Source organism: Luteimonas aestuarii, from assembly GCF_004357985.1.
GTDB classification, from domain to species: Bacteria; Pseudomonadota; Gammaproteobacteria; order Xanthomonadales; family Xanthomonadaceae; genus Luteimonas; species Luteimonas aestuarii.
In genome coordinates, this window is record NZ_SMTF01000001.1 from 83,199 (window position 1) to 107,705 (window position 24,507).

A 24,507-nucleotide genomic window follows, 5' to 3' on the forward strand; every position below is an offset into this window, starting at 1 on the left:
GCCAACGACTGGAGCATCGACCATGCATGTGTTGCTGACCGGCGCCACCGGGCTCGTGGGCCAGGGCGTCCTGCACGAATGCCTGCAGGCGCATGACCTGAGGCAGGTCACCGCCCTCGTGCGTCGCCCGACCGGGCGCCAGCATCCCCGGCTGCGCGAGATCGTGCTGGAGGATTTCGCCGACGCGCCAGGGATCGCGCAGCGCCTGGAAGGCATGGACGCCTGCTTCCATTGCGCGGGCGCGCCGCCCATCGGCACGCCGGAGGCCGAGTATCGCCACGTCACCCTCGCGCTCACGCTGGCCGTCGCCAATGCATATGCCACTGCCAATCCGGACGGACGCTTCCTCTATGTTTCAGGCGCGCACGCCGATGCGTCCAGCCGCATCATGCCTCTGCGGATCAAGGGCGAAACCGAAGACGCGCTGCGCATGCTGTCGCTCTCCACCGTGATGCTGCGGCCGGGCGGCATCCAGCCCGTGCACGGTGAGCAGACCAGCCACGCCGTGCTCAAACCGCTGTATGCCGTCGGCGGCCCGTTCATGGGACTGGGGGTCAGGCTGATGCCCGGCCTGATGACCACGACCGCCGCCGTGGGCCGCGCGATGCTCGCGCTTTCGCACATGCCCTCACCGCCGTCGACAGTCGAGAACGCCGAGATCAACCGCCTCGGCGCGCCCGGCTGATGACGGTCAGTCCGCGTCTTCCGCTGCGACTTCGCCAACCTGCGGGGCCTCGCCTTCGCCGCGCGGCACGTTGCGCGCGGCCCACATGTTGTCGACGAGGTTGGGATAGCGACGTCCCGCCGCAGAGGCGCGCTCGCGCGCCGCTTCGATCTGGCACCTGGTCAAGCGCGACGGTTGTCCGGGTGGACGCGCGCGCTTCCAGGGCGGGAGCTTGCCGGGATCGATACGTTTCATGGCAGTGGCGATAGCGCGCGGCGGCGGCGACGGCCGCGCCCCTGGGGCATGGCCGCCGCGCGCGGGATCAGAAGCGGAATTCCAGCCGCATGCTGACCGGGAACGAGGTGCGAGCGCCGGTGTCGTTGATGCTGGCCAGGCCCAGCCCGCCAATGGCGCTGTCGTCGTCCTTCAACTTGCCGTGGTAGCGCACGCCGATTTCCGCGCCTAGTGACGCCGCCTCCGACAACTGCCAGATCACGCCGAAGTCCGCGCCACCGCCGAGAATCCAGCCGCTCTCGTAGAACGGGACGTTGCTGAGGGTGATGTCGGCGGCGGGAATGGTGAACGTCGCATCGATACTGCCCACGCGCGTGGCCCCCAAGCGGCCGGCCAGGTACGGGCGTGCATTGCCGTCACTGAAGTAGTGGCGATAGCCGCCTTCCAGTGCGAGCGCCTCGTAGCGACCGAACCGGCCGAAGACCGGCAGCGTGGCATCGAGGGCCGGCACGAACGCGCCGCCTACCTGGACCTCGCCTTCGCTGCTGCGCGTCGACGCAAGCTGCCCGAAAATCTCGCCGCCCTGGGTCGGCCAGGCCATTTCCACGCCAAAGACGTTCGCCTCGCTGTAGATGTCGTCGTATCCGCGCGACTCGATGCGCAGTTCCGCGGCGACGCCCGCCAGGGCGGGATTGAGCGGACCGAGGTCCGCGATGGGCGCGATGGCGCCCTTGTGCACGTCACCCTTGACGTCGGCTTCGCGTCCCCCGAAAAGGCTGAAGCTGGGCCCGTCCTGTGCCATGGCAGCCGCGGGGCTGAGGCAGGCAACGATCAATGCAGCGCTGAGCAAACGGTTCATCGGTCTCTCCTCCTATGGACCGGCGGCTGCCGGCGACGGTCCATACGATGGGAGATGCGGGTTGGATGCACCGCCGTGCTGCGCCAACGGCCCGGCACGCCAAGGCGACCGTCCGACCCACCACCGGGAGACGCATGGCGCGCCTCCAGGTGTGCTCAGGGAAGATCCCGCTCGCTCACTCCGACCGCAGTGCTGCGTCCAGAGCAGGAAACGCGCCGGGAAGCACCTTCCCGGCAGGCCATCCCAACGCCTGGGCAGCAGCGGGATCGACCTCGACTTCCTCCAGCCCGGCAGGGCGCTGCGCCAGATCGAAGTTGCGCAGATCGACGCTGCGGAACAACTGGCCGCCGTAGCGCGGCAGTTCCACGCTGCCGGCACCCATGCGCGCCCCTGCACGGAACGCGTCCAGCGTTGCGTAGCGCGCGAGGCAACTGCGGCCGGCCACCGGGCTCCAGGTGACCAGCGGTGCGTCGCCCAACCCGGCGTGGATGTAGGCGTTGTGCTCGACGCGCGTCGCCATCGGCTGCCGCAGCGTGCCGCACAGCGCTTCGGCCTGGTCGAAGTGCAACAAGGGCCGGTCGAAGCCCGGCGTCGCCACCAGCAGGTTGCCCACGAACGCATGTCCTTCACGCTCGCCCACGTCCGGCCCTGTCGCCGGGTGCCAGCCGAAATGGTCGCCCTGCGCGCTGCGCTCGTCGCGGTCGAACATCACCGGCGAATCGACAAACGTGTTGTGCAACACCTGCGCATCGGCGCTGTTGAGCACGCGCACGCCCTGCCGGTTGTCGACGAAGACATTGCCCGCGACCACCATGCCACGCGAAATCTCGAAGAAGAACCCGATCTGGGTGCCTTCGACGTGGTTGTTGGCGAACACGCCATCGACGTTGCCCACGTCGTACCAGACGCCGTTCGAATGCGGATGCTCGATCACCAGGTTGTCGCGCACCACCACCCGATACGACTGGTTGAAGATCTTCACCGCCGAGGCGTAGTAGCCGGTGATCCGTTCGATGTTGTTGCGGCGGATGATGTTGCGCTCCAGCAGCACGTCCGACGACCCGATGACGTAGATGCCTTCGGTGCCGGTGTCGCTGACCAGCGAGTTGCGGATCACCAGTCCGTCCCCACGGAAGTAGCCGGCCACGCGCGAGGTGAAGCTGATGGTCACGTTCTCAAGCGTGGTGCCGACGACTTCCTTGCCGTGGGCCGACGGGTCCGACGGGCCGACCGGATCATCGGTGGGCTCGTCATTGGGACCAGTGGACGGCTTCACACCTTCGATATCGATTGCACGAAACGCATAACGGGTGAACGTGATGCCGCGGATCGTCGGACCCTTGCGATCGGATTCCTTGCCGTGCACAGGACGCGAGGGGCGATGCAGCGCGATGTCGTGTGCCGTGATTTCGACCTCCCGGCCTTCGGGGTCGAAGCCGATGTACACATGCCCGGTGTCGTAGTCGATGAAGTACGCGTCCTCGCCCAGCTCGCCCTCCCAGCCGGCCGATTCCAGCAGCCTGCCGTCCACGAACACCATGTCGTTGTTGAAACGGTGCAGTGGCGTATGCATGCCCTCGCGCTCGCGCCGCCACCACGCCAGCGGCTGCGCCGGGAACAGCGTATCCCAACGGGTGCGCCAGACGCCGTCGCGCAGTTCCTCCCAGTCGGTCGCAATGCGTGTTCCGACCAGGACAGGACGCTCGTCCAGGTAGGGCTGGAGGGTGATGCCCTGGTTGAGCTGCAGGCCGCCCGTACGATAGGTGCCGCCGCGCATCACGATGCTGTCGCCGGTGACCACGCGGGAGATCGCGGACTCGATGGTCGTAGGCCGCGCCACCGCGGTGCCTGGCGCGTCGGCACGGCCGTCTGGCGCGACGTAGTAGACCGTGCCCTCGGTCGGCACCGCATACGACTGCGGGATCGGGCCGTACGGGCCTCCGGATGGCTGCGCGGCCAAGGGCAGGCACCAGCCAAGGAGTGCGAGTACGCACAGCGCCTTCCATCCACCTGCCAGGCGACGCGAAACCGGACGACGATAGACTGGATTCGGCATGACGCTCCTCTTGGTCGGGCATGGACGCAGGTACGAAGTGGCGCCAGGAATGTTAGCGCTACCAAAGAGTAGCAGCACTTGCTGCTGCCACCGTTGCGCACTGCGGCATCCCGTCGTACCACCAGTCGGGTAGAGACGCCTCCATGTCCGCCCGGCACACGACGATGCACGACTGGCAAGCGGCTGGGCGAGCACCGACGTACGGAAGCGCTGACCGGCAGTCTCTCATCCCTCCGATGGCGGCCCGGATGCGCGCTTGCGACGATGAGGCGCTGGCGGGAATGCCGCGCGACGCGCATTCGCTTCAACGCGATGGCGACCGGTCAGGGCGCCTCTGGCGAAACGGCATCAGGCAAAGGCGGCGCGGGCGGCATCCTCGGCAACCCCGCCCTCCCTGTGCAAGGGCGGCACCACCAGCGTGGTGTACTCCTGGTACCGCGCCTCCGGAAGATCGCGCAGCGCCACGCGCTCGGCACGGAAAGTCTCGATGGGCAGGCGCGCGGCTTCGTACAGGATCACCTGGTGGTCGGGTGGATAGCAATGCAGCAGCTTGTCCACCAACGACTGCAGGCCTTCGCGTTCGGCATGGAAACGGGTGCAGGCCAGGTCCCCCGACAACGCGACCTGCCAGAGCAGCAACAGCCCGGCAGGATCCGGGCGACGATCATGGACAAGGAACTGCGTCGCCTCCATCGACTGCACCCCCCACCTCCCGGGATCGATGCCCAGGTCCGCATACAGGCACGCTTCCGAAGACACACCGGGCTCCATCCGCGCCGGGATACCCGCCTCGCGCGCCTTGCGCACGACGGCATGCGGCACGTCGGCGAACACGCCGGGGTGTCCGTAGAAGACTGCGCACACCCGATGGCCAGCGTGGAGCGCCTGCATGATGGCCGCATCCATCCCGCGATACGTCTCGCGACGATCCTTGCCGGTCGCGTAGTGCACGCCCAGGTCGATCGCATCCGGATGGATGCCCCGGATCATGGCCAACGCGAACGGGTCGACCAGGCAAAACACCACCTCCGCCTCGCGGATCTCCGACAGGCATCGCTCGCTGGCGTGGCGACCGAAATCGATGCCGCTGCCCACTACGACCAGCGAGGCGCCCCGGCTGGCCGCGCGCGGCTCGCCGCTCGCGTGCACCACGCGATCGCGCCCCTGCTGCTTCGCGCGATACAGGGCCTGGTCGGCTTCGTGGATCAGCTCTTCGAGCGAATCGATATCGCCGTTCGACTGGCAGGTCCCGGCGCTGATGCTGAAATGCACCGTCTGCCCGAACACGGTGATTGGCTCGACGCGGTCGCGCAGGCGCTGCAGCAGTACTTCGGCAGCCGCGGCATCCGCCTCGAGCAGGATGGAGAACTCGTCGCCGCCGCTTCGACCGGCGATGCCGGCGTCGCCCACCACGCCTGTGATCCATCCGCCCAGCGAACGCAGTGCCTCGTCGCCCGCGGCGTGGCCGTGGCGGTCGTTGACGTCCTTGAAGCGGTCGATATCGGCGACGATCGCAGTGAAGGCCGCCGCACGGGTGCGCGCCTGCTGGAATGCCTGCTCACCGAGCTTGCGCAACTGCTGGTAGTTGTACAGGCCCGTCAGGCTGTCGTGCTCCGACTGCCAGCGGTACCGCTTGCGCTCCAGGAAAGATCGCCGCAACAACCCGGTCAGCAGGAGGGCGGTGGCCAGCAGCCCCCCCATGCCGGCGGCGAGCAGCCACTGCCGGCGTCTGGTCGCGCTGGCCTGCAGCGCCGCCACTTCGGCCTCCGCCTCCAGCAAGGCGATCTGCTGTTCCTTCACGCGCGTGTCGAACTCGAGCTGCAGGTAGGCCACGCGGCGTTCGCGCACGTCCCGCTCAGCCGCCGCCTGCGAAGCCATTGCCAGCTGGTAGTAGCGTACCGCCTCGGGCAAGTCGTCCCGCGCTTCGGCAAGCCGCGCCATGTGCTCCTCTGCTTCCGCGATCGCGAAATGGATGCCTTCCTCCCGGTAGTAGTCGAGCGCGCCGGCCAGCAAGTGGCCTGCTTCATCCAGGTCGCCGCCGGACGCGATCAGGCTCTCGGCGACCACCATCCGCGCGCCCCACGTACCGGACAGGTACCCGCTCTTGCCATGCACCTCGAGCGCACGCCGGGTTTGCACCAGCGCCTCCGCATGCCGTCCCTGGCGATTGAGCATCTTGCCCACGCCGTAATGCCCGATGGCGGTGAACACCGGATCGCCGGCCTTGCCGCAGGCGTCGATCTGGCGGCGACGCCATCGCTCCGCTTCGCGATAGTTGCCGGCATGGTCCTCGACCAGTCCCATTTCGGACAGGGCGAGGCAGGTCTCGCGGATGGCGCCCTCCGCCTCCGCCATCGCCAACGCACGCGTGGCATGGAAGCGCGCGATGTTGGATTCGCCCGCAAGCACCAGCAGGTAGCTGGCCACGCCATGGACCCGACTGGCCGCGGGCGCGGACGCTTCTGGCATGCGCTCCAGCGCCTGGCCCAACCAGCGGAATGCCAGCGGCCAGTCCTCCACGTTCGCTGCCACGCTGATCGCCGTGGTGTACGCGCGCACGTGGAGATCGGGTTCGACCGCCTGCTGCAGCAATCGCCCCAGGTCTTCCAGGGCGCCGAGATGGTCTCCTGCAAGGGCGCGGTTGCGCGACGCCACGTAATCGATGCGGTGACGCTGGTGGTCCGACATCGCCCCGCGACGGGGGTGCAAGGCCTCGATCCCGGCATTCGACTCGCGCCAATGTGCCGTCACCGCCAGTCGCTCCACCTCGGCAATGGCCGACTCGAGCGCATCGTCCGCCGATGCCGGCGCGGCGGACAGCGCCATCACCAGCAGCACGATGGAGCGGAAACGATGCATGCGCGCCGCGATGACGGCTACTCGTAGGCTTTGATGCTGTGGTTGGTCGAGAACTGGCCGTCCTCGAGACCGGTCAGGCGCTTGATCGCCTCGTAGTCCTTCTCGAGCATCGCGGTCCGTTCCTCATCCGACAGCCCCATCCGCAGCATCACCCCTTCCGGGTCGTCGGCATACTCCGAAGCGAGCGCGGCATCACTCCCGAGCCTGCGCATCAGGTCAAGCAGTTTGGACATGTCTAGCGATCCCCCGAATCGATCCCCCTGGCATGCCACCTGCCCGACGACTTCCAGGCATCGCGACTGCCCCCGACCGGCACGGCGGCTCCCCGCACGCCTCACCGTAACAGGATTAATACCATATCGCGCTGCCACATCGCAGCGGGCAGGTCAGCCCGGCGCACCCCATGGAGGTGCCTGCACCCGCAACTGCGCATTCATGGATGCGCAAACCGTCACCGTGCTCACGTCCCTGCAACGGATGCAGACAGCTGCGATCAGGACTGGAACACCGGATCCAGCAGGCGGAATGCGCCGGCATCGGCATCCATTTCGACCCGCCCGCCCACCGGCACGATGAATTGCTGGCGGATATGCCCGATCATCGCCCCGTGGTAGGCAGGCACGCCCAGCGGCTTGATGTAGTCGTCGAGGATCTGCTGCAGGTTGAGCGAGCCGAAACCGTTGCCGGGCCGGCAGTCGGTGCATTCCCCGAAGATCACGCCGGCCACCTTGTCCAGCGCGCCCATCAGCTTGAGCGTGCTGAACATGCGGTCGACGCGGTACGGCGCTTCCGAGACGTCCTCGAGGAACAGGATCTTGCCGCTGAAATCCGGCAGGTACGGCGAACCCGCCAGCGCGGTGAGCACGGTCAGGTTGCCGCCCACCAGCTCGCCACTGGCCTTGCCGCCGTTGATGGTGATGGTGCGGTTGCGCCGCTGCACGAGCTCATCGCCGGTTTCGGCGATGTTTTCGTAGTGCATCAGCTCGCGCTGGAAGAACACGCGGCGGAACTGGTCTGCGTTGAACCGGTTCCAGCTGCCGGAGCCGTTGGGCCCGTGGAAGGTCACCAGCCCCGTCTGCGCCTGGATGGCACTGTGCAGCGCCGTGATGTCGGAGTAGCCCAGCAGGACCTTGGGATTGCGACGGATGGATGCGTAGTCGATCAGGGGCAACAACCGCGCCGCGCCCGAACCCCCGCGTGCGCAGACCACGGCCTTGATGTCGTGATCGGCGAAAGCCGCGTTGAGGTCGCCCGCGCGCTCGGCATCGGTGCCCGCGAGGTGTCCACGCCGCCCGGCGTAATGCGCGCCGGTGCGCACCTTGAGCCCCAGCGCCTCCAGCACTTCCTGCGCGAGCTGCAGGTCGAACGGATCTTCCATCGCCGCCGACGGGCTGACCAGGGCCACGGTGTCACCCGGGTTCAGCGGCACCGGCAACAGTCGTGCGCGTGGTGTTGCAGCAAATGCGCCCTGGCCGGTGCCCACCAGTGGCATCAAGGCAGCCAGTGCTGCGCTGCCGAGGAACTGTCGCCTTTGCATGGAAGATCAACCCGCTGCGGTGGAAGCGCAAGAGTAGCAACCCCATCGCGCGCAACAAACCGCCAAGGGCAACGACATGGGGCCGGCTGACATCCACATGCTCCGCCCGGCCGACGGCGGCCGTCCGGTCCATGCCCATGATGACGTGATATCCACAAACGCCCGGGAATGTCCCGGGAAGCCCAGCTTCACCCGCCAGATGGAGAAGCATGATGGTCGATGCCAACACCCGGACCCGACGCCGCGTCCAGGTCCCGCTGCCGGTCGCCATCCTTGTCCCGCTGGTCGCCCTGCTGTCGTTGCTCTGGGCGTTTGCGCTGGCGTTCGACCGCAACCCCCTTCCCTTCCCCGACCGGCACTACCACGTCTTCAGCGCCAGCTCCGGCGGGGCGCTGGTGGCGATGGAGGACATCATGCGCCCGCTGGGCGTGCGCCCGCGCTTCCGGATCGACTCGGGGAGCGTGCAACGCACGCTGTTCTCCAACGGCACCATCGTCAACCGGCCCGATCCGCTCATGTACGAACGGCTGGGCCCGCACGGCGCGGCGCTCGGCTTCGTGGTCGCGGACCCCGATGCCAGCGCGCGCGAGGTCGCCGCACGGCTCCGCGAGCGGGGCTTCGCGGCGGAGTCGGTGCACGACGCCGAGCCGGGCCTGCCGATCGCCTTCGTGCGCACCGATGCACTGGTCGACAGCGTGCTGGTGTTCCGCAAGCACGTGCTGCGCATGGGCGCGCGCCCCGACCCGTGGACCCCACGCAGTGCGACCGGCGACTGACGCATCGGCCGACGACAGCGCGGACCAGCTTTCAGTCTCTGTCACGCACCTGCTCTGCTTCCGCGTCGCGGCGTTCACGCGCCTTGTCCGTCGCGGTCGCAGGCTGCCCCTCCTTGGTCCCGCCGCTCAGGTCATCCGCCGAGACGCCATGCGCGCGCGCCCAGACGCTGACGTCCCGTTCGCGTTCGGGCGGCGTGCGATCCTTGCCCTGCTCGCGATCCAGTGGTTTTTCATCGGCCATCGCCGTTCCTCGGTGTGATGTGGAGTGCATGGCGCGACTGCATATGCGCCAGGGCGATATGTAGCGCGCACCGCGTGCGGGCCGGGTGATCGCGGCATGACAAGACAGTGCAAGGGCCAGCGCGCCGATGTCGATCCACGGCATTCCGGTTCGTCACAGGTGTGCAGACATGGAGCCATGCATGCAGGCCTCGCCTTTCGACAGGGTGGCTCAGCCCACTGATCGCACATCGCCCGCCGTACGCCGCAGCGCACAACGGTCGCGATTGCGCACGGCGCTAGAGTCGGCGTCCCGCCCCCCAAGGAATGCCGCAATGATTGCGACGCGATTCACATGCCCCGCCTTGGCCGCTCCGCTCCGTCGCCGATATCCGTCGCTGCTGGCCACCCTGCTGTTGTTCGCAGGCGTCACGCCCGCCCTTGCACAGCACGATGCGATGGAGCCGATCCCCGTCCCGTCGCAGCCTGAGGCCATCGACCTGCGGACCGGCACCCTGCCCGGTGCGGCCACCGCCGAATCCTGGCATCGCCAGTACGAGCGCGTGTTCGCACGCAACGTCACCGATGCCACCTTGACGCCGTTCCTGCCCGATCCCGCGATGGCGACGGGCACCGCCGTGATCGTGGCCCCCGGCGGGGGTTTCCGCACGCTGTCGATGGAGAACGAAGGCTGGGACGTGGCGCGTGCGCTCGCGGCGCAGGGGGTCGCCGCCTTCGTGCTCAAGTACCGGCTCAACCAGACGCCTGCGGACATGGACGGATTCGCAGCATCGATGCAGGCAATGTTTGCGCAGGGCGCGCCACGCCGGCCAGATCCCGCGGAAACCATCGCCGAACTGGAACCACAACTGGCGGATGCCCGCGCCGCGTTCGCGCTGGTGCGCGCGCGTGCCGAAGAATGGCGCGTCGATCCTGATCGCATCGGCATGCTCGGTTTCTCCGCTGGCGCGATGCTGACGCTCGCCACCACGCTGGCCGGCGAGGACGCCCGCCCGGCCTTCATCGGCAACATCTACGGCCCGCTGTCAGCGGTCGAGGTGCCCGCGGACGCACCGCCGCTGTTCATCGCCATCGCCGCCGATGATGGGCTGTTCGCCGACAGCGGCTTCGGCCTGGTCGAAAGCTGGCGCGCCGCCGGGCGCCCGGTCGAATTCCATTTCTACGAACAAGGTGGCCATGGCTTCGGCATGTACCAGAAGCCGACCACCAGCACCGGCTGGTTCGACGCGTTCAGTCGCTGGATGGCGATGCACGGGCTGATGCAGCGCACTGCCGACGCTGGACCGGTGTCCGTTCGATAGCCACGCCCCGCCGGATCTCCCGCACGCCGGCGCCCCGCCATTTTCCAAGAGCCAAGCCATGATTCCCAACAACACCATCTGCCTCTGGTTCGACCATGACGCACTCGGCGCAGCAAGGTTTTACGCCGAGACCTTCCCCGACAGCGCCGTCGGCGCAGTGCACCGCGCACCGTCGGACTTCCCTTCCGGCAAGGAAGGCGATGTGCTGACCGTGGAGTTCACCGTGCTCGGACTCCCCTGCCTGGGCCTCAACGGCGGCGCCGCGTTCAAACACAGCGAGGCCTTTTCGTTTCAGGTCGCCACCGACGACCAGGCCGAAACCGACAGGCTGTGGAACGCCATCGTCGGCAACGGTGGCGAGGAGAGCGCCTGCGGCTGGTGCCGCGACCGCTGGGGCATCTCCTGGCAGATCACGCCGCGCGTACTGACGGAGGCGGTGACCAGTCCCGACAAGGCCGTGGCGAAGCGCGCATTCGAAGCGATGATGACGATGCGCAAGATCGACATCGCGGCCATCGAAGCCGCGAAACGCGGCTGACTGCGACCCGATCCAACCGGTGTTGCATGTCACCGGCAGGCACTGCGCCGTACGGTCACGCCGCTGCATCACCAGGGCCACCACCCGCGCCCCGTCTGCGCGTAACGGTCCGCGGCCCGCTCGAAGCGGTTGCGGACGCTGATGCCGCCACACAGGAAGTACAGTGGCAGGAACAGCGGGCCGAGTGCCATGTACTGGTAGACATGCGCGCGTTCGTGGTCGCCGAGCTGGATCCCGGCCTCCACGCACAGGCCGGCGCGATGTGCGTACGTGCTGCACGCAACGTCCAGGCTGTCCCCGGTATGCAGGATCACGTTGCCCAGCGTCATTGCGCCACCCGGGCCCCAAGGCCAGCGATGGAAGACGATGGCGCATTCACGCGCGTTCCAGCGTGGGCGTGCGCCGAATGCCATGCCTGCAATGCCTGCCACCAGGCCCAGCACCGTGTTCGGCGACGCCCAGGTCGCACCCAGTGCGAGAAGCAGCGTACGTCGCCATGGCCGCGACGACGGGACCGTGACGCTCAATCGTCGCCTTCGGGCATCAACAGCCAGAGCACGAGGTACACCAGGATGCCGGGGAAGGCCGCCGACAGGATCGACAGCAGGATGTAGCCCACGCGCGTCCACGTGGGATGCCAGCCGAATCGTCGCGCGACGCCGCCGACCACGCCGGCAAGCACGCGGTCGTTGACGGTACGGGTCAGTGCAATACGTGCCATTGGATCTTCCCTCTGTTGCAGCCAGTGCAGCCTGCCTGCGTCAACGGTTGCGCCTGGCCAGCCAGTCGTGGATCGCCGTCGGCACTTCCTTCTGCGCGCGGCTGGACACGTAGATGCCGATGTGGCCGCCGCGGAACGAAAGCTCCGAGTAGTCGGTGCTGCCCACCATGTCCTTGAGCGCGCGCGAGGCATCGGGCGGCACCAGGTGGTCCTGCTCGGCGTAGATGTTCAGCACCGGCATGTCGACGAAGCCCAGGTCGACCTCGCGCTCGCCGATGGTGATGCCGCCATTGATGAAGCCATTCCCCTGGTAGAACTGCTTGATGAACTGGCGGAAGGCCTCGCCGGCCTGGTCGGGCGAATCGAAGATCCACTTCTCCATGCGCAGGAAATCCTCCATCGCCTTGCGGTCGTCGAGGATATCCACCAGGCCCACGTACTTCTGCACGAACAGCCGCCATGGCTTCAGCGTGAGGTAGCACAGGTTCATCATGTCCGCGGGCACGTTGCCCAGCGTGTCGACGAACAGATCCACGTCCATGCCCTGGGTCCAGTTGGACAGCATGTTGTCGGCGGTGTGGAAGTCCACCGGCGTGACCATGGTGATGAGGTTCCGCACCTTGCCGGGGTTCAGCGCGGCATAGCACAGCGAGAACGCGCCGCCTTGGCAGATGCCGAGCAGGTTGACTCCCTCGAGCCCGGACGAACGACGCAGGTGGTCGACCGCGCCGCCGAGGAATCGCTCGATGTAGTCCTCCAGCGTGAGGAAGCGGTCGGAGCGGTCGGGGTAGCCCCAGTCGATGACGTACACGTCCTCGCCGCGTTCCAGCAGGCCCTTGACGATGGAGCGGTCGGCCTGCAGGTCGACCATGTACGGGCGGTTGACCAATGCGTAGCTGATCAGCAGCGGAACTTTCGCAGTGGGCTTGCGTTCGCCGCGAAAGCGGTACAGCACCACCTTGCCGTCGCGCCAGACTTCCTCGCGCTCGGTGGCGCCGAAGTGCACGTCCTCGACCTCCAGCAACGTCTGCAGGCCCGCGCCCAGCTTCTGCTGGAAACGGGCGGCCTCGTCGGCCAGGTCGTCGAGCGTGATGTTCAACGGGCCGTTCATGTCGACTCCTTCGGCAGTGGCACCGGGGCCACCGGGATCGCGGACGAGAACCCATTCGTGGGCGCGCGCGACGCACGCGACGGTGCGCGCGATGCCCGCTTGCGCGCCACCTTCTTCGCCGCAGGCTTGCGGGCGGGCCTGGCCGCAGGCGCCTCAGCACGCGCCTTCGCGGCGGGTTTCGCCTTCCTCTTCGCAGGCCGGGACTTGGCGGCAGGCTTGGGCCGCACATCGCCGGACGCGTGGGCGTTCATTGCTTCGCGCCGCGGCGCGGGCGTGGGCGCGACAGCCGCTGCCGCCGCATCACGCAGCTTGCGCAGCGCGCGCTCGAGCTCGACGATCTTGCGATGCGCGCCGTCCAGCTCGCTGCGCGTGGGCATGCCCAGCGCGGCCGTGGCCTGCTCGACTTCCTTCTGCACGCCGGCGCGCAGCCGCATCTGCGCATTGACGAGGTTGCCGTAGGCCTCGCGGTACTCCTTCGACAGCGCGGTCTCGGCGTAGGCCTCCTCCGCGGCGTCGATCCACAGGTCGAACAGTTTGCGCGGGCTGCTGATCTGCAGGCCGGGCGCTTCGTGCTCGGACAGCTTGCGCTCGAACACGGCGAATGCGGCCTCGGAGGCCTTGAGCATCAGCGTGTTGAACGCGTTGCTGGCTTCCTGGCATTCCAGCTGCGCCGCCGCCAGGGCCTGCGAACGCTCCTGGTGCTCGCGGGCGAAACCGAAAGTGGGCATCTGCAGCCATGCGCCGGCATCGGTTCGCATCGCGTGCAGCATCGGCCCCATCTGCTCCGACCATTGCTCAGCACCTTGCAAGCCACGGCCCGCCATCGACCTGAGCATGTCGGCGAAGATATTGGCGGCACCCTCGCCGCCCAGCGCGTCCTTCCACGCCCGCACCACGTCGGCGGCGGTGTTGTCGGCACCGCCGAAGCGCGCCGCCACCTGCTGCATCTGCGCATACCAGTCGCTGGCCTGGCGGTTGAAACGACCCAGCACGTCCTCGTGCGCCGGGCGCATGCCCGCCTGCCTCGTCCACCAGTCGATCGCATCCTGCCAGGCCTGGGTGCCGGCGCGCACCGGATCGGGTGGCGCCATGCCCGGCATGGCGTTGCGCATGGCATCGCCCCACGCGCCCCAGTACTGCCGCGCGAGCCGTTCGAAATCCGCTGGTCCGTTCGCCATGCCGTCCTCCTGCAGGTGCCCCGATCATAGCAACCCGTGGCGGTCGGTTTGGTGTCGGCGGGGGCCGCGTCAGGGTTTGGGGATACGCAGCGTCTTGCTGATCATCAGCGATCCCGACAGCGCGAACACCAGCACCAGCGGGTGCAACTGCCACGGACCGAGCTGGATCACACCGAACCAGACGGCGTCGCCAATCGCCTCCTGCCACACCGCCACCGCCAGCAGCACCACCAGCAGCAGGCTGGTCGGGATCGGCGTGCCCTCGAAATGCTTCACCGTGTCGCCGCCATCGGCCAGCGTCTCGGCGGTCACGTTGTAGCGCGCCAGCCGGCTGACGCCGCAACCGACGAAGTACGCCAGCACCAGCATGTCCCAGCCACCCTGCAGCCCGCAGGCGTAGGCCAGCGCGGCAGGCGCGACGCCGAACGAGATCACGTCGGCCAGTGAATCGAGCTCGCGCCCCAGCGTGGACGCCACCTTGCGCCAGCGCGCGATGCGGCCGTCCAGCGCGTCGAACACGAAGGCCAGCGGGATCAGCGCCATGCCCAGCATCAGGTCCCGGACGACGCCATCCTGCAGGAAGCGCATGGCCGCGAACACGGCGAACACGCCGCACACCGCGTTGGCCAGCGTGAACCAGTCGGCCAGGTGGAAATCGCGCAACATCGAGAAGTGGCGGGGGCGGGTCATGGGGCACTCCGGTGGCCGAAGACGCCACAGTGCCAAAAAGCGCGTGATGGCGACAGGACCGCCGCGGTGCGTGTCCGGCTCGCACCCGCACCCGCACCGGCAACGCCCGCGGCGGGACGCGTCCGCGGTTATCCGGTCACTGGCCCGGAATCGCCAGGTGCGCTGCTTCCAGTGCGCTGCCTGCCGCACGCGGCGTGGTGGCAATGTCGGCATCGGCCGGCAATGTGCCCTGCCCGTCAAGGTGCGCGGATACGCGATCCAGCGCCGCATACACGTACGGCAGCATCGGCACATAGCGCGTGGCGTAGTCCGGCAACGCCAGGAACCCGTCGAAATGCTGGGCGTTGCGGACCTGCCAGAAACGCACATCGGCACCGGCCTCCTTCGCAGCGGCGACGTACGGCGTGCTGGTGAAGGCCATCGGCACCAGGCCGTCGTCGGCGCCATGGATCACCACCACCGGCAAGCCCTTGCGCGGCATCCCGGCGGTCGTTGCGGCGATGCCCTCGCGCACGCGCCGCGCGGCTGCGCCGTCGTCATCGTTCAGTGCGCGCAGACACTGCAGGCCTTGCAACGTGAAGTCCGGTGGGGCCAGCGTCGAATCGACGATGCCGGCGCCCGGGCCCGGCGGGACGCCACTGGCATCGCTCCACCACGCTGCACGTTCGGCCGCGGTCGCGGCGCGCGCGGAGAAATCCGGATTCTGCGCTGCGAACGTGAAGCCGCAGGGATGTGCATTCACGCTGTAGCGGCCGTAGGCCGATGCATAGGTCACGGCGACGGCGCGGAACAGATCGAAGTCCACCGACAGCGTGGCCGCCCGCATCGCGCCATCGCTCCAGCCCGCGTCGCGCAGGCGCGCATGGGCCGAACGCGCCTGTGCCGCGGTGTCGTCGCCCTCGATCATGCCGGCTGCACGCAGCGATGCGCAGCGCGGCGCACGCATCACCAGCGCGACCGGCGACAGTGGGGATTGCGGCAGGCCGTCGAAGTGGGCCAGCGCACACGGCATCAGCAGCGCCGCTTCGGTGCTGTAGTCGTAAAGCGTGCGTGCGCCGGGGGCATCGATGTACACGTTGGGTTCGGCGGCGACCACCGCGTCCAGCCAGTCGGCAGCGCCTTCGGCAGCGCGCAACACCGCGCCGCCACCGTTGGAAATGCCCACCGCGATGATGCGGGTGTTGTCGAAGGTGAACGGCGCGGCCTGCGGAAGCGCGTCGTTGAGTGTGGCCAGCGCGAATTCCGCCGCCTGCTTCACGTGCCGACCCCAGTCCGCCTCCGGGTTGTCGCCCGAATGCGCATGCTTGAACGCCACGCCCGATGCAGCCTGCGGCAATGCCGGCCGGAACGCGAGGTCGCCCGCATCCAGACGCGCGCGGGTGCCATCGCTGCGTACGCCGGTTCCGGTGTCGAGGTCGACGTAGTCCGTGCCGGCGCCCTTGTCGGTATAGGCCACCGCGCAGCCGTTCGGCAGGCCCCACGCACCGGCGACCGCGATCGCCCCGTAAATGCCGCGCGAGCCGGACGAGGCCGTCACCACCACGCAGCGCTTGCCGGCATCGAAGTCGTCGGGTAGTTGCAGCATGACCCGGTGCGGATGGCGCGCGCCCGGCACGGTGGCATAGGCGTGGAACTCGCGACCCGGCACGGCCGCGGCGCTGCCGTACAGGCTGCCGAAGCCACCGGTGGGGCCCAGGTCGGCGATGCCGCGCCAGTTGCTCCACAGTGCGCGGCGCCGCAGTTCGGCGGCCGTGGGCCGGTCCGGGTTGGCAAAGCTCGGCGGCACCATCTCACGCAGCCCGTCCAGGCCAAGTCCCGCGCTCAGCAGGTCATCGCCGTCACGGTGTTCGGTAGTGCGCTGCATCGTGAACATCGGGGCCTCCTTCGCCAGGGCCATGGCCGACGTGGTCGTCGGGCCGGTCGCGCAGGCGCCCAGGGACACCGCGGCCAGGGCCGCGCACAGCGTTCCGATCATGGATGCGTTCATGGCCGCTACGGTAGCAGCCCCGTGCCGGCGCCCCATCGTACTTTGGTACCACGCCCGCTGGCGCCTATGCTGGTACCGTTTCCCGCCACCAGACAGACCCCACGCCATGAACGACCGCTTCCTCGAAGGCCGCACCGCACTGGTGACCGGCAGCACCTCCGGCATCGGCCTGGCCATCGCCCGCGCCCTCGCGGCGCACGGCGCCCGCGTGGCCGTCAACGGCCTGGGCTCGCCCGAACAGATCGAGGCCGCGGTGCGATCCGTTCGCGAAGCCGGCGCGCCCGACGCACGCCACTTCGGCGCCGATCTGCGCGATGCCGACGCCATCGAGGCGATGATGGCCGACATCGCGGACTGGTCCCCGCTCGACGTGCTGGTCAACAACGCCGGCATCCAGCACGCCGCGCCGATCGCCGACATGCCGGTGGCGAAGTGGAACGACATCCTCGCCATCAACCTCACGTCCGCCTTCCACACCATGCGCCTCGCATTGCCCGGCATGGCCGCGCGCGGTTTCGGCCGCGTGGTCAACATCGCCTCGGTGCACGGGCTGGTGGCCTCGAAGGAGAAGGCGCCCTACGTGGCCAGCAAGTTCGGCATCGTCGGCCTGAGCAAGGTGACCGCGCTGGAATACGCGGCCAGCGGCAGCCGCGACAGCGGTGGCGTGACCGTCAACTGCATCTGTCCCGGCTGGGTGGAGACGCCGCTGATCGAGCCGCAGATCGAGGCCCGGCGCAACGGCGGCAGCCGCGAGGACGGGGTGAAATCGCTGCTGTCGGAAAAGCAGCCCAGCCTGCGCATGTCGCTGCCGGAGGACATCGGCGCGATGGCGGTGTGGCTGTGCCGCCGCGAGGCGCACAACGTCACCGGGACCGCCCTGCCGATCGATGGCGGATGGACGGCCCAGTAGCAGCGGGCCATGCCACGATGCGTTCCCATGGGCCGCATCGAAACCCGAACATCAAGTCGCGGGCATGGCCCGCGCCTACCGGATGAACGTCGCCGCCCCCCCATGCACATCGAACCCGCCAACCTCGACGGCACCGCCTTCGTCGCATTGATGGAAGAACATCGCGACACGATGCGTGCCGCCTCGCCGCTGGAGAGCCAGCATGCGCTGGACCTCGACGGCCTGCGCCAACCCGATGTGCGCGTCTGGGTGCTCCGCGACGGCGACGCGCTCGCCGGCTGCGGCGCGCTGCAGCACATCGATGAGGCGCACGCCGAGATCAAGGCGATGCGCACCGCACTCGGCTACCAGCGGCGCGGCGTGGCCAAGGCGATGCTGGCCTTCCTGGTCGGTGAAGCCAAGCAGCGCGGCTACACCCGGCTCAGCCTGGAGACCGGCGCGACCGACTATTTCATCCCGGCGCGGACACTCTACGCTGCGGCCGGTTTCGAGCCCTGCGGCCCCTTCGCCGATTACGAAGACGACCCCAACAGCGCCTACCTGACCCGCACGCTGGACTGACATGCCCACCCTGCTGATCGCCGACGACCACCCGCTGTTCCGCGCCGCCCTGCGCGGCGCTGCCGCGGAGGCCGCACCCGACGTGGCCACGGTGGAGGCGGAAACGCTGGGCGGCGTGCTGGCGCTGCTGGAATCCCGCGACGACATCGACCTGGTGCTGCTGGACCTGCACATGCCCGGCAACCATGGCCTGGCGGGACTGGCCGCAATCCGCGCCCAGTACCCGGCCGTGGCCGTGGTGCTGGTGTCGGCCAACGAAGACCCGCGCACCGTGCGCCGTGCGCTGGACCACGGCGCTGCCGGCTACATCCCCAAGAGCGCCGGGCTGGACGAACTGCGCGAGGCGATCCGCACGGTACTGGCCTGCGAGCAGTGGCTGCCGCCCGCGCTGCGCGGGGCGGTCACGCGCACGCAGTCGTCGCCGGCCGATGCCGACCTCGCCGCGCGCCTGGCCAGCCTGACCCCGCAGCAGTTCCGGGTGCTGACCCTCGTCGCCGAGGGACTGTTGAACAAGCAGATCGCCGATACCCTCGACATCCAGGAGCGCACGGTCAAGGCGCACCTGTCGGTGATCTTCGAAAAGCTCGGCGCGCGCAACCGCACCCAGGCCAGCGTGATCCTGCGCGAGCTGGAGATCGGTGACCCCAGCCGGATCTCCACACCCTGAGCACGTGCCTGGCGCTCCGCCGCGACGGAGCGTGCCCGGGACGCGTCGAAGCGAGTCCAGCGGAAGCGCGGCGGGAGTAGGATTGCGCCACCTTTACCTGGCCACCCGCGATGTCCCTCGCCCTGCCACGCCCGCTGGAGCTGCATCGGCAAGGCCTGTTCTGGCTGCTCCACCTGGGCGGCTGGGGCGGGTATTTCGCGCTGGGCTATCTGCAGGCGGTGGCCCACGGCAAGCCCGCAGGCTACTGGATGGTGCCGTTCACTGCCGCCGCCACGGGCGCAGTCGCGACCCTGGGCCTGCGGATGCTGCTGCGCCGCTGCTGGGACATGCCGCCGGCACGCCTGCTGGCACTGGTCATGGCTGCAGTCCTCGCGTGTTCGGTCGTCATCGACACCATCACTCGTGGCGTGCTGGTGGGCTTCTGTGAAACCTGCGCGCCCATCAACCACGTTTCGCGACTCGCGTACTCGCTGAACTACATCTACGTCGTGCTTGCATGGGCAGGCCTGTACACCGGCATCAAACTGTACCGGCAACTGCAGGACGAGACCAAGCGGGTGCTGGCAGCGCGCGGCATGGCACACCAGGCGCAACTGAAGATGCTGCGCTACCAGCTCAACCCGCACTTCCTGTTCAACACGCTCAATGCGATCTCCACCCTGGTGCTGGATCGCGACAACGCCACCGCCAACAGGATGGTGCAGGGATTGTCTTCGTTCCTGCGCCACTCGCTCGACAGCGACCCGATGCAGCGCGTAACGCTTCGACAGGAGCTGGATGCGCTGACGCTTTACCTGGACATCGAGAAAGTCCGTTTCGCGGAACGATTGCGCATCGAGACCGAGATCGACGAGAAATGCTGGCGCGCCCTGCTGCCAAGCCTGTTGCTGCAGCCGCTGGTGGAGAACGCGATCAAGTACGCCGTCGCCAAGCGCGTCGAAGGGGGCCTGCTGCGGATCGAAGCATCGCGCAACGGCGCCCAGCTGGTGCTCCGTGTCATCGACGACGGCCCCGGCTGCGAAGCGCTGGGCAACGGCGGCCTGCAGCCGGGCAACGGCGTCGGCCTGCGCAACACGCGGGAGCGCCTGCAGGTGCTGTATGGCGAGCGCGCGAGTGTCGCCGTGCGCAACCGTCGCCCCGGCATCGAAGTCACGCTGCAGCTGCCCCTGGAAACCGCATCGGGCATCTCCGAATGAACACGAACCCACGAGGCTCGGGAAACGAGCGGCTGCGCGTGCTGGTGGTGGACGACGAGCCCCTCGCCCGCCGTGGCCTGGAACTGCGCCTGGCCGCACATGGCGATGTCGACATCGTAGGACAGTACGGCGACGGCCTGTCCGCCATTGCCGGCCTTGGCCAACACCGGCCGGACCTGGTGTTTCTGGACGTGCAGATGCCGGGGATCGACGGCTTCGAAACCCTGCGCCGCGTGCCCGCGAGCGAAATGCCGATGGTGGTGTTCGTCACTGCCTTCGACCACTACGCCATTCGTGCCTTCGAGGCTTCGGCCATCGATTACCTGCTCAAGCCCGTCGACGAGGGGCGCCTGGCGCAGGCACTGTCCAGGGCGCGGCAGGCTCGCAGCGAACAGCAGGCGGGCTCGCACTGCGCCCACCTGCTGGGCCTGCTGGGCGAATTGAGCGGCAAGCCGCCGCTGAAGCTGGACGAAGCGCTGCGACCGGACGCGCTGGAACAGCTGCGTCGCGAGGACCGGTTGGCGGTGCGCGACGGCCAGCGCACGATCCGCGTGGACCTGCGCAGCATCCGCTGGATCGATGCCGCGGGCGACTACATGTGCATCCACGTCGACGGCGACGGCGGGCAGGCACGCACGCTGGTGCTGCGCGCCACGATGCGCAACCTTGAACGCCAGCTCGATCCGCGCCGCTTCCCGCGCATCCACCGCTCCACCATCGTCAACGCCAGCCGCATCATCGAAACCCGGCCGCACACCAACGGCGAATGCTTCCTGCTGCTGGATTGCGGGCAGGAACTGAAACTCTCGCGCAGCTTCCGGGACCGGTTGCCGGCGCTGGGCTAGGACCACTGGCTGCGCATTTCCACCCGGCGGACGACGCACGGTCATCGGGCGAATCACGCTCCATCCTTCTGCGAACGCCGGGATGAGGGCGAGCCACTGGCGCGCGCCCGGGCGAACGCCCGAGCGCGGTGCGCGAGGGCCGGGGTCGAAGACGCAATGCCTTCGCGCTCGAGCTCCAGCCACGAAACCGCTGCAACACCGTGCCGAGCCTTCGACGCGATGCCAGGAACGTGATGGACAGGGCAGCACCAGCCAAAGACGCCGGGTCCCGGCGTTCGCCGGGATGACGTGGATCATGGAGATCGTATCCTTGCAGAAATCCGGTAGTGCTCCGGCGCTGGCCGCAACGTTTCGTCGCACACCGCCGTCGTCCCGGCGCAATGCGGTCCGCGACGTGACTTCCGGGGCATCGCAATGCACGTCCGCGGGCGCATCGTGCGCGCCATCCGCAACGATGCGCGTCCCGCGATGAAGCTCACCGAAGCCTCCCTGCGCAATCCCGCCGCCGTGGCCGTCGCCGTGGTGATGGCCTGTGCCTTCGGACTGCTGGCACTGGCGAAACTGCCGCTGCAGCTGTTTCCCGAGATCGACCGCCCGCAGATGTCGATCCAGACGGCGTGGCGCGCAGCCTCGCCGCAGGAGATGGAATCGGAGATCGTCGAACCGATCGAAACGGTGATGCAGGGCCTGCCCGGGCTGGAGGAGATCGCGTCCAACGTCTCGCCCGGCTTCAGCAACATCAACCTCACCTTCGCCGTCGGCAGCGACACGGAGGCGATGCTGGTCGAGGTGCTGTCACGGATGAACCGCCTGCCGCCACTGCCGCGCGATGCCACGCCGCCGGTGGTCCGCACCGGGGCCGACGTCGCCAACGCGTCGCTGACCTTCCTGTTCGTGCAAAAGCTGCAGGGGACGTCGGGCGACGTACGCGATTTCCGCCAGGTGGTGGAGGACCGCGTGGTCCCGCGGCTGGCCGCCATCGAGGGCGTCGCCGGCGTCGAGATCAATGGCAGCGAACCGGAAGAACTGTCGGTCACCATCGACCTGGCGCGCGCCGCGTCGCTGGGCATCGACATCCCACAGGTGGCCGCCGTCGCCGCGCGCGCCACCGATGTCTCGGGCGGCACCGTGGAAGCCGGCCGCCGCGAGTACGTGCTGCGTTTCGCCGGCCGCTATTCGCCCGATGCCATGGGCGGGATGATCCTGGCCTGGCGCGACGGCATGCCGGTCCGGCTGGCCGACGTGGCCACGGTGGAGGTGAAACGGCCGCAACAGCGCTTCTTCTCCTACCAGAACGGCAACCCGGCGATCGGCCTGCGGGTGCTGCGCAGCAACGGCGCCAACGTGCTGGACACGCTGGCGCAGGTGCGCGACGCCATGGAGGATCTGCGCGAGCAGGAACTGCAACCGCTGGGCCTGGACATCGCGCAAAGCTTCGATGCCTCGGTGTTCATCCACCGTGCGATCGGCCTGCTCTCGGGCAGCCTGTTCGCGGGGATGCTGCTTGCGGTCGGGTGCCTGTGGTGGTTCCTGCGCGATGCCCGCGCAACGGCGCTGATCGCCTGCGCCATTCCCATCTCGCTGCTGGCCACCTTCATCGTGCTGCAGCTCACCGGGCGCAGCCTCAACGTGATCTCGCTGGCCGGGCTGGCGTTCGCGGTGGGCATGGTGATGGACGCGGCGGTGGTGGTGGCGGAGAACATCTTGCGCCTGCGCGAACAGGGCATGCCGGCCGCGCGCGCAGCACTGGAGGGTACGCGCCAGGTCGGTGGCGCGCTGCTGGCCTCCACCCTGACCACGGTCGCGGTGTTCCTGCCGGTGGTGTTCATGCGCGACGTGGAGGGACAGCTGTTCTCCGACCTGGCGTTGACCATTTCCATCGCCGTGGGCGTATCCCTGCTGGTCGCGGTGGTGGTGCTGCCCGCGGCGGCCGGCAACTGGCTGCGCAGCCGTCCGGGCGGCAGCACGCGCCACCGCTTCTGGTCGCAGGCCAGCGCCTGGGCGATGCGCTCCACCGAGGGGCGTCGCCGGCAGTGGGCCTGGGTGGGTACGCTGGTCGCCGCGCCGGTGCTGCTGGCCTGGCTGCTGGTGCCGCAGGTCGACTACCTGCCTCCGGTCAAGCGCGCGGCGGTCGACGCGAACTTCACCTTCCCGCCGGGCATGAGCCCGGAGCGGGTGGACCGCGAGATCGTGCCGGTGCTGCTGGCGCGGATGCAGCCGTACATGGACGGCGAGCGATCGCCGCAACTGAGCAACTGGTACCTGCAACTGTGGCCCGGCGGCGGCACGCTGGGCGCACGCGTGGTGGACGCCTCGCAGATCGGCGAACTGGAACGGATCGTGCGCGACGAGGTGATCGTGGGTTTCCCGGACACCCGCGCCTTCGCGCGCGAGGGCGAGCTGTTCGGCGGGTTCGGCGGTTCGCCGCGCGCGATCGCGATCCACCTGCAACATGCCGATCCCGATGCGCTGACCCGCGCCGCCGACCTCGGCCGGCGTGGACTGGGCGAACGCTTCCCCGGCGCCAACGTGCAGCGCTGGCCGAACGCCGACATCGATACGCCGGAGCTGCGCATCTCGCCCAACGATCGCCGCCTCGCCGAGGCCGGATGGCAACGCGGCGACCTGGGCACCGTGGTGCGCGTGCTCGGCGACGGCCAATGGCTGGGCGAGCAGTTCGACGGCGACCGCCGCCTGCCGATCATCCTGCGCAGCGATCGCGACGATGCGCTGGAACGTTTCGCCGGCGTACCGCTGTCCACGCCGCTGGCGGGGGTGCTGCCCCTGGGTGAGCTGGCGCAGGTGGATGCCGTGCTGGCCGCGACCCAGCTGCGCCGGATCGACCGCCGCCGCACCGTCACCTTGACCATCGATCCGCCCGCCGACATGTCGCTCGAACAGGCGCTGGACATCGTGCAGCGCGAGATGGTGCCGCTGCTGCGCGATGCCCTGCCCGCCGATGCCGCGATCCGCGTCTCCGGCAGCGCCGACCGGCTGGAAGGCGTGGTCGCCAGCATGCGCGACAACTTCCTGCTGGCGCTGCTGGTGCTGTTCCTGCTGATGGCGGCGATGTTCCGCTCGCTGCGCGACAGCGCCTTCGTCATCGCCTCGCTGCCGCTGGCGGTGCTGGGCGGCGTGCTCGGCCTGCGCGCGCTCGGCCTGGTGGCCGGGCAGACGCTGGACCTGCTGTCGATGATCGGCTTCGTGATGCTGATGGGCATGGTGATCAACAACGCCATCCTGCTGGTCGCACAGACGCGCGAGGCCGAATCCGCCGGCGCGTCGCTGGACGAGGCCCTGCGCCAGGCGCTGGAGCAGCGACTGCGGCCGATCCTGATCGCCGCGGCCACCGGCGTGCTCGGCGCGTTGCCGATGGCGGTCAATCCGGGCCCCGGTGCGGCGATCTACCGCGGCATCGCCGCGCTGTCGGTGGGCGGCATCGCGCTGAGCCTGGTGTTCACCGCGGTGCTGGTGCCGGCGCTGTTGCGGCTGGCCCACCGTCCGGCGCACCGCACGGCGACCGCGAACGCGACAGCCGTCCCGTCCCACGCCACCCCCTGATCCAGCGGAGACCGAC

General features: G+C 68.7%; 23 protein-coding genes. 10 read left to right on the plus strand and 13 right to left on the minus strand.

Translation table 11 applies throughout. The features are described 5' to 3' along the window. Nucleotides 1–22: 22 nt before the first annotated feature. On the plus strand, nucleotides 23–685 hold the full coding sequence (locus tag E2F46_RS00400; protein ID WP_133320214.1) for an NAD(P)H-binding protein: 663 nt from the start codon (nucleotides 23–25) through the stop codon (nucleotides 683–685). A gap of 6 nt (nucleotides 686–691) precedes the next feature. Here E2F46_RS00400 and E2F46_RS00405 read toward each other — a convergent pair whose 3' ends face one another. From E2F46_RS00405 to E2F46_RS00430, 6 genes are all read right to left on the minus strand, one after another. Then, on the minus strand, nucleotides 692–919 hold the full coding sequence (locus E2F46_RS00405) for a hypothetical protein (RefSeq protein ID WP_425599784.1): 228 nt from the start codon (nucleotides 917–919) through the stop codon (nucleotides 692–694). Nucleotides 920–986: 67 nt separating this feature from the next. Beyond that, nucleotides 987–1,757, minus strand: coding sequence for a hypothetical protein (locus E2F46_RS00410; protein ID WP_133320215.1), 771 nt, complete (start codon nucleotides 1,755–1,757; stop codon nucleotides 987–989). 175 nt (nucleotides 1,758–1,932) lie between these two features. Further along, nucleotides 1,933–3,813, minus strand: a complete 1,881-nt coding sequence (locus E2F46_RS00415; protein WP_207949486.1) for a right-handed parallel beta-helix repeat-containing protein — start codon at nucleotides 3,811–3,813, stop codon at nucleotides 1,933–1,935. Nucleotides 3,814–4,161: 348 nt separating this feature from the next. Further along, entirely contained in the window at nucleotides 4,162–6,672 is a 2,511-nt protein-coding gene (locus tag E2F46_RS00420) for a diguanylate cyclase (RefSeq protein WP_133320216.1), read from the minus strand. A 17-nt stretch (nucleotides 6,673–6,689) separates the two neighbouring features. After that, entirely contained in the window at nucleotides 6,690–6,905 is a 216-nt protein-coding gene (locus E2F46_RS00425) for a hypothetical protein (protein WP_133320217.1), read from the minus strand. A gap of 260 nt (nucleotides 6,906–7,165) precedes the next feature. After that, on the minus strand, nucleotides 7,166–8,209 hold the full coding sequence (locus E2F46_RS00430) for a S66 peptidase family protein (protein WP_133320218.1): 1,044 nt from the start codon (nucleotides 8,207–8,209) through the stop codon (nucleotides 7,166–7,168). A gap of 212 nt (nucleotides 8,210–8,421) precedes the next feature. Between E2F46_RS00430 and E2F46_RS00435 the strand changes: the two genes are divergently transcribed. Continuing rightward, the gene (locus E2F46_RS00435) at nucleotides 8,422–8,985 is read left to right on the plus strand and encodes a hypothetical protein (RefSeq protein WP_133320219.1); all 564 of its coding nucleotides are present in this window, start codon (nucleotides 8,422–8,424) and stop codon (nucleotides 8,983–8,985) included. 31 nt (nucleotides 8,986–9,016) lie between these two features. Here the strand turns inward: E2F46_RS00435 and E2F46_RS00440 are convergent, their stop codons facing one another. Continuing rightward, complete coding sequence (locus E2F46_RS00440) at nucleotides 9,017–9,226, minus strand: hypothetical protein (RefSeq protein WP_133320220.1); 210 nt, start codon at nucleotides 9,224–9,226, stop codon at nucleotides 9,017–9,019. A gap of 343 nt (nucleotides 9,227–9,569) precedes the next feature. On the opposite strand from E2F46_RS00440, the gene E2F46_RS00445 reads away from it, so the two are divergent. After that, nucleotides 9,570–10,526 (plus strand): alpha/beta hydrolase, encoded by a 957-nt coding sequence (locus tag E2F46_RS00445; protein ID WP_243720247.1) that lies wholly within the window; start codon nucleotides 9,570–9,572, stop codon nucleotides 10,524–10,526. A 58-nt stretch (nucleotides 10,527–10,584) separates the two neighbouring features. After that, entirely contained in the window at nucleotides 10,585–11,064 is a 480-nt protein-coding gene (locus E2F46_RS00450) for a VOC family protein (protein WP_133320222.1), read from the plus strand. A gap of 68 nt (nucleotides 11,065–11,132) precedes the next feature. Here E2F46_RS00450 and E2F46_RS00455 read toward each other — a convergent pair whose 3' ends face one another. The 6 genes from E2F46_RS00455 to E2F46_RS00480 form a co-directional block, all read right to left on the minus strand. After that, nucleotides 11,133–11,591, minus strand: a complete 459-nt coding sequence (locus E2F46_RS00455; RefSeq protein ID WP_133320223.1) for a hypothetical protein — start codon at nucleotides 11,589–11,591, stop codon at nucleotides 11,133–11,135. After that, nucleotides 11,588–11,785 (minus strand): PspC domain-containing protein, encoded by a 198-nt coding sequence (locus tag E2F46_RS00460; protein WP_133320224.1) that lies wholly within the window; start codon nucleotides 11,783–11,785, stop codon nucleotides 11,588–11,590. Before E2F46_RS00460 ends, E2F46_RS00455 begins: the two co-directional genes overlap by 4 nt. A gap of 40 nt (nucleotides 11,786–11,825) precedes the next feature. Then, nucleotides 11,826–12,896 (minus strand): class III poly(R)-hydroxyalkanoic acid synthase subunit PhaC, encoded by a 1,071-nt coding sequence (locus E2F46_RS00465; RefSeq protein WP_133320225.1) that lies wholly within the window; start codon nucleotides 12,894–12,896, stop codon nucleotides 11,826–11,828. Continuing rightward, nucleotides 12,893–14,074, minus strand: a complete 1,182-nt coding sequence (gene phaE, locus E2F46_RS00470; RefSeq protein WP_133320226.1) for a class III poly(R)-hydroxyalkanoic acid synthase subunit PhaE — start codon at nucleotides 14,072–14,074, stop codon at nucleotides 12,893–12,895. Before phaE ends, E2F46_RS00465 begins: the two co-directional genes overlap by 4 nt. 69 nt (nucleotides 14,075–14,143) lie before the next feature. Then, nucleotides 14,144–14,764 carry a CDP-alcohol phosphatidyltransferase family protein gene (locus E2F46_RS00475; protein ID WP_133320227.1) on the minus strand — a complete coding sequence of 207 codons (621 nt, stop codon included), beginning with the start codon at nucleotides 14,762–14,764 and terminating at the stop codon, nucleotides 14,144–14,146. A 136-nt stretch (nucleotides 14,765–14,900) separates the two neighbouring features. Further along, a complete protein-coding gene (locus E2F46_RS00480; RefSeq protein ID WP_243720248.1) occupies nucleotides 14,901–16,751 on the minus strand; it encodes a D-(-)-3-hydroxybutyrate oligomer hydrolase in 1,851 nt (616 codons plus the stop codon). 106 nt (nucleotides 16,752–16,857) lie between these two features. Between E2F46_RS00480 and E2F46_RS00485 the strand changes: the two genes are divergently transcribed. The 6 genes from E2F46_RS00485 to E2F46_RS00510 all read left to right on the plus strand — a co-directional run bounded on the left by E2F46_RS00485 (nucleotide 16,858) and on the right by E2F46_RS00510 (nucleotide 24,491). After that, nucleotides 16,858–17,661, plus strand: coding sequence for a 3-hydroxybutyrate dehydrogenase (locus E2F46_RS00485; protein ID WP_133320228.1), 804 nt, complete (start codon nucleotides 16,858–16,860; stop codon nucleotides 17,659–17,661). A 102-nt stretch (nucleotides 17,662–17,763) separates the two neighbouring features. Beyond that, nucleotides 17,764–18,222, plus strand: coding sequence for a GNAT family N-acetyltransferase (locus E2F46_RS00490; protein WP_133320229.1), 459 nt, complete (start codon nucleotides 17,764–17,766; stop codon nucleotides 18,220–18,222). A gap of 1 nt (nucleotide 18,223) precedes the next feature. Further along, nucleotides 18,224–18,889: a response regulator transcription factor gene (locus tag E2F46_RS00495; protein ID WP_133320230.1), complete on the plus strand. Its 666-nt coding sequence runs from the start codon at nucleotides 18,224–18,226 to the stop codon at nucleotides 18,887–18,889. Nucleotides 18,890–18,999: 110 nt separating this feature from the next. Then, on the plus strand, nucleotides 19,000–20,085 hold the full coding sequence (locus E2F46_RS00500; protein WP_133320231.1) for a sensor histidine kinase: 1,086 nt from the start codon (nucleotides 19,000–19,002) through the stop codon (nucleotides 20,083–20,085). Next, nucleotides 20,082–20,930, plus strand: a complete 849-nt coding sequence (locus tag E2F46_RS00505; protein ID WP_133320232.1) for a LytR/AlgR family response regulator transcription factor — start codon at nucleotides 20,082–20,084, stop codon at nucleotides 20,928–20,930. Before E2F46_RS00500 ends, E2F46_RS00505 begins: the two co-directional genes overlap by 4 nt. A 414-nt stretch (nucleotides 20,931–21,344) precedes the next feature. Continuing rightward, entirely contained in the window at nucleotides 21,345–24,491 is a 3,147-nt protein-coding gene (locus E2F46_RS00510) for an efflux RND transporter permease subunit (RefSeq protein ID WP_207949487.1), read from the plus strand. Nucleotides 24,492–24,507 lie beyond the last annotated feature (16 nt).

What these genes read in the sequence shown, in the direction of transcription:
- E2F46_RS00425 (WP_133320217.1), bottom strand. Translation starts at nt 6,905, where the DNA reads ATGTCCAAACTGCTTGACCTGATGCGCAGGCTCGGGAGTGATGCCGCG.
- E2F46_RS00460 (WP_133320224.1), bottom strand. Translation starts at nt 11,785, where the DNA reads ATGGCACGTATTGCACTGACCCGTACCGTCAACGACCGCGTGCTTGCC.
- E2F46_RS00490 (WP_133320229.1), top strand. Translation starts at nt 17,764, where the DNA reads ATGCACATCGAACCCGCCAACCTCGACGGCACCGCCTTCGTCGCATTG.
- E2F46_RS00420 (WP_133320216.1), bottom strand. Translation starts at nt 6,672, where the DNA reads ATGCATCGTTTCCGCTCCATCGTGCTGCTGGTGATGGCGCTGTCCGCC.
- E2F46_RS00475 (WP_133320227.1), bottom strand. Translation starts at nt 14,764, where the DNA reads ATGACCCGCCCCCGCCACTTCTCGATGTTGCGCGATTTCCACCTGGCC.
- E2F46_RS00415 (WP_207949486.1), bottom strand. Translation starts at nt 3,813, where the DNA reads ATGCCGAATCCAGTCTATCGTCGTCCGGTTTCGCGTCGCCTGGCAGGT.
- E2F46_RS00510 (WP_207949487.1), top strand. Translation starts at nt 21,345, where the DNA reads ATGCACGTCCGCGGGCGCATCGTGCGCGCCATCCGCAACGATGCGCGT.
- E2F46_RS00500 (WP_133320231.1), top strand. Translation starts at nt 19,000, where the DNA reads ATGTCCCTCGCCCTGCCACGCCCGCTGGAGCTGCATCGGCAAGGCCTG.
- E2F46_RS00505 (WP_133320232.1), top strand. Translation starts at nt 20,082, where the DNA reads ATGAACACGAACCCACGAGGCTCGGGAAACGAGCGGCTGCGCGTGCTG.
- E2F46_RS00405 (WP_425599784.1), bottom strand. Translation starts at nt 919, where the DNA reads ATGAAACGTATCGATCCCGGCAAGCTCCCGCCCTGGAAGCGCGCGCGT.
- E2F46_RS00430 (WP_133320218.1), bottom strand. Translation starts at nt 8,209, where the DNA reads ATGCAAAGGCGACAGTTCCTCGGCAGCGCAGCACTGGCTGCCTTGATG.
- E2F46_RS00480 (WP_243720248.1), bottom strand. Translation starts at nt 16,751, where the DNA reads ATGAACGCATCCATGATCGGAACGCTGTGCGCGGCCCTGGCCGCGGTG.
- phaE (WP_133320226.1), bottom strand. Translation starts at nt 14,074, where the DNA reads ATGGCGAACGGACCAGCGGATTTCGAACGGCTCGCGCGGCAGTACTGG.
- E2F46_RS00440 (WP_133320220.1), bottom strand. Translation starts at nt 9,226, where the DNA reads ATGGCCGATGAAAAACCACTGGATCGCGAGCAGGGCAAGGATCGCACG.
- E2F46_RS00485 (WP_133320228.1), top strand. Translation starts at nt 16,858, where the DNA reads ATGAACGACCGCTTCCTCGAAGGCCGCACCGCACTGGTGACCGGCAGC.
- E2F46_RS00495 (WP_133320230.1), top strand. Translation starts at nt 18,224, where the DNA reads ATGCCCACCCTGCTGATCGCCGACGACCACCCGCTGTTCCGCGCCGCC.
- E2F46_RS00465 (WP_133320225.1), bottom strand. Translation starts at nt 12,896, where the DNA reads ATGAACGGCCCGTTGAACATCACGCTCGACGACCTGGCCGACGAGGCC.
- E2F46_RS00450 (WP_133320222.1), top strand. Translation starts at nt 10,585, where the DNA reads ATGATTCCCAACAACACCATCTGCCTCTGGTTCGACCATGACGCACTC.
- E2F46_RS00435 (WP_133320219.1), top strand. Translation starts at nt 8,422, where the DNA reads ATGGTCGATGCCAACACCCGGACCCGACGCCGCGTCCAGGTCCCGCTG.
- E2F46_RS00410 (WP_133320215.1), bottom strand. Translation starts at nt 1,757, where the DNA reads ATGAACCGTTTGCTCAGCGCTGCATTGATCGTTGCCTGCCTCAGCCCC.
- E2F46_RS00400 (WP_133320214.1), top strand. Translation starts at nt 23, where the DNA reads ATGCATGTGTTGCTGACCGGCGCCACCGGGCTCGTGGGCCAGGGCGTC.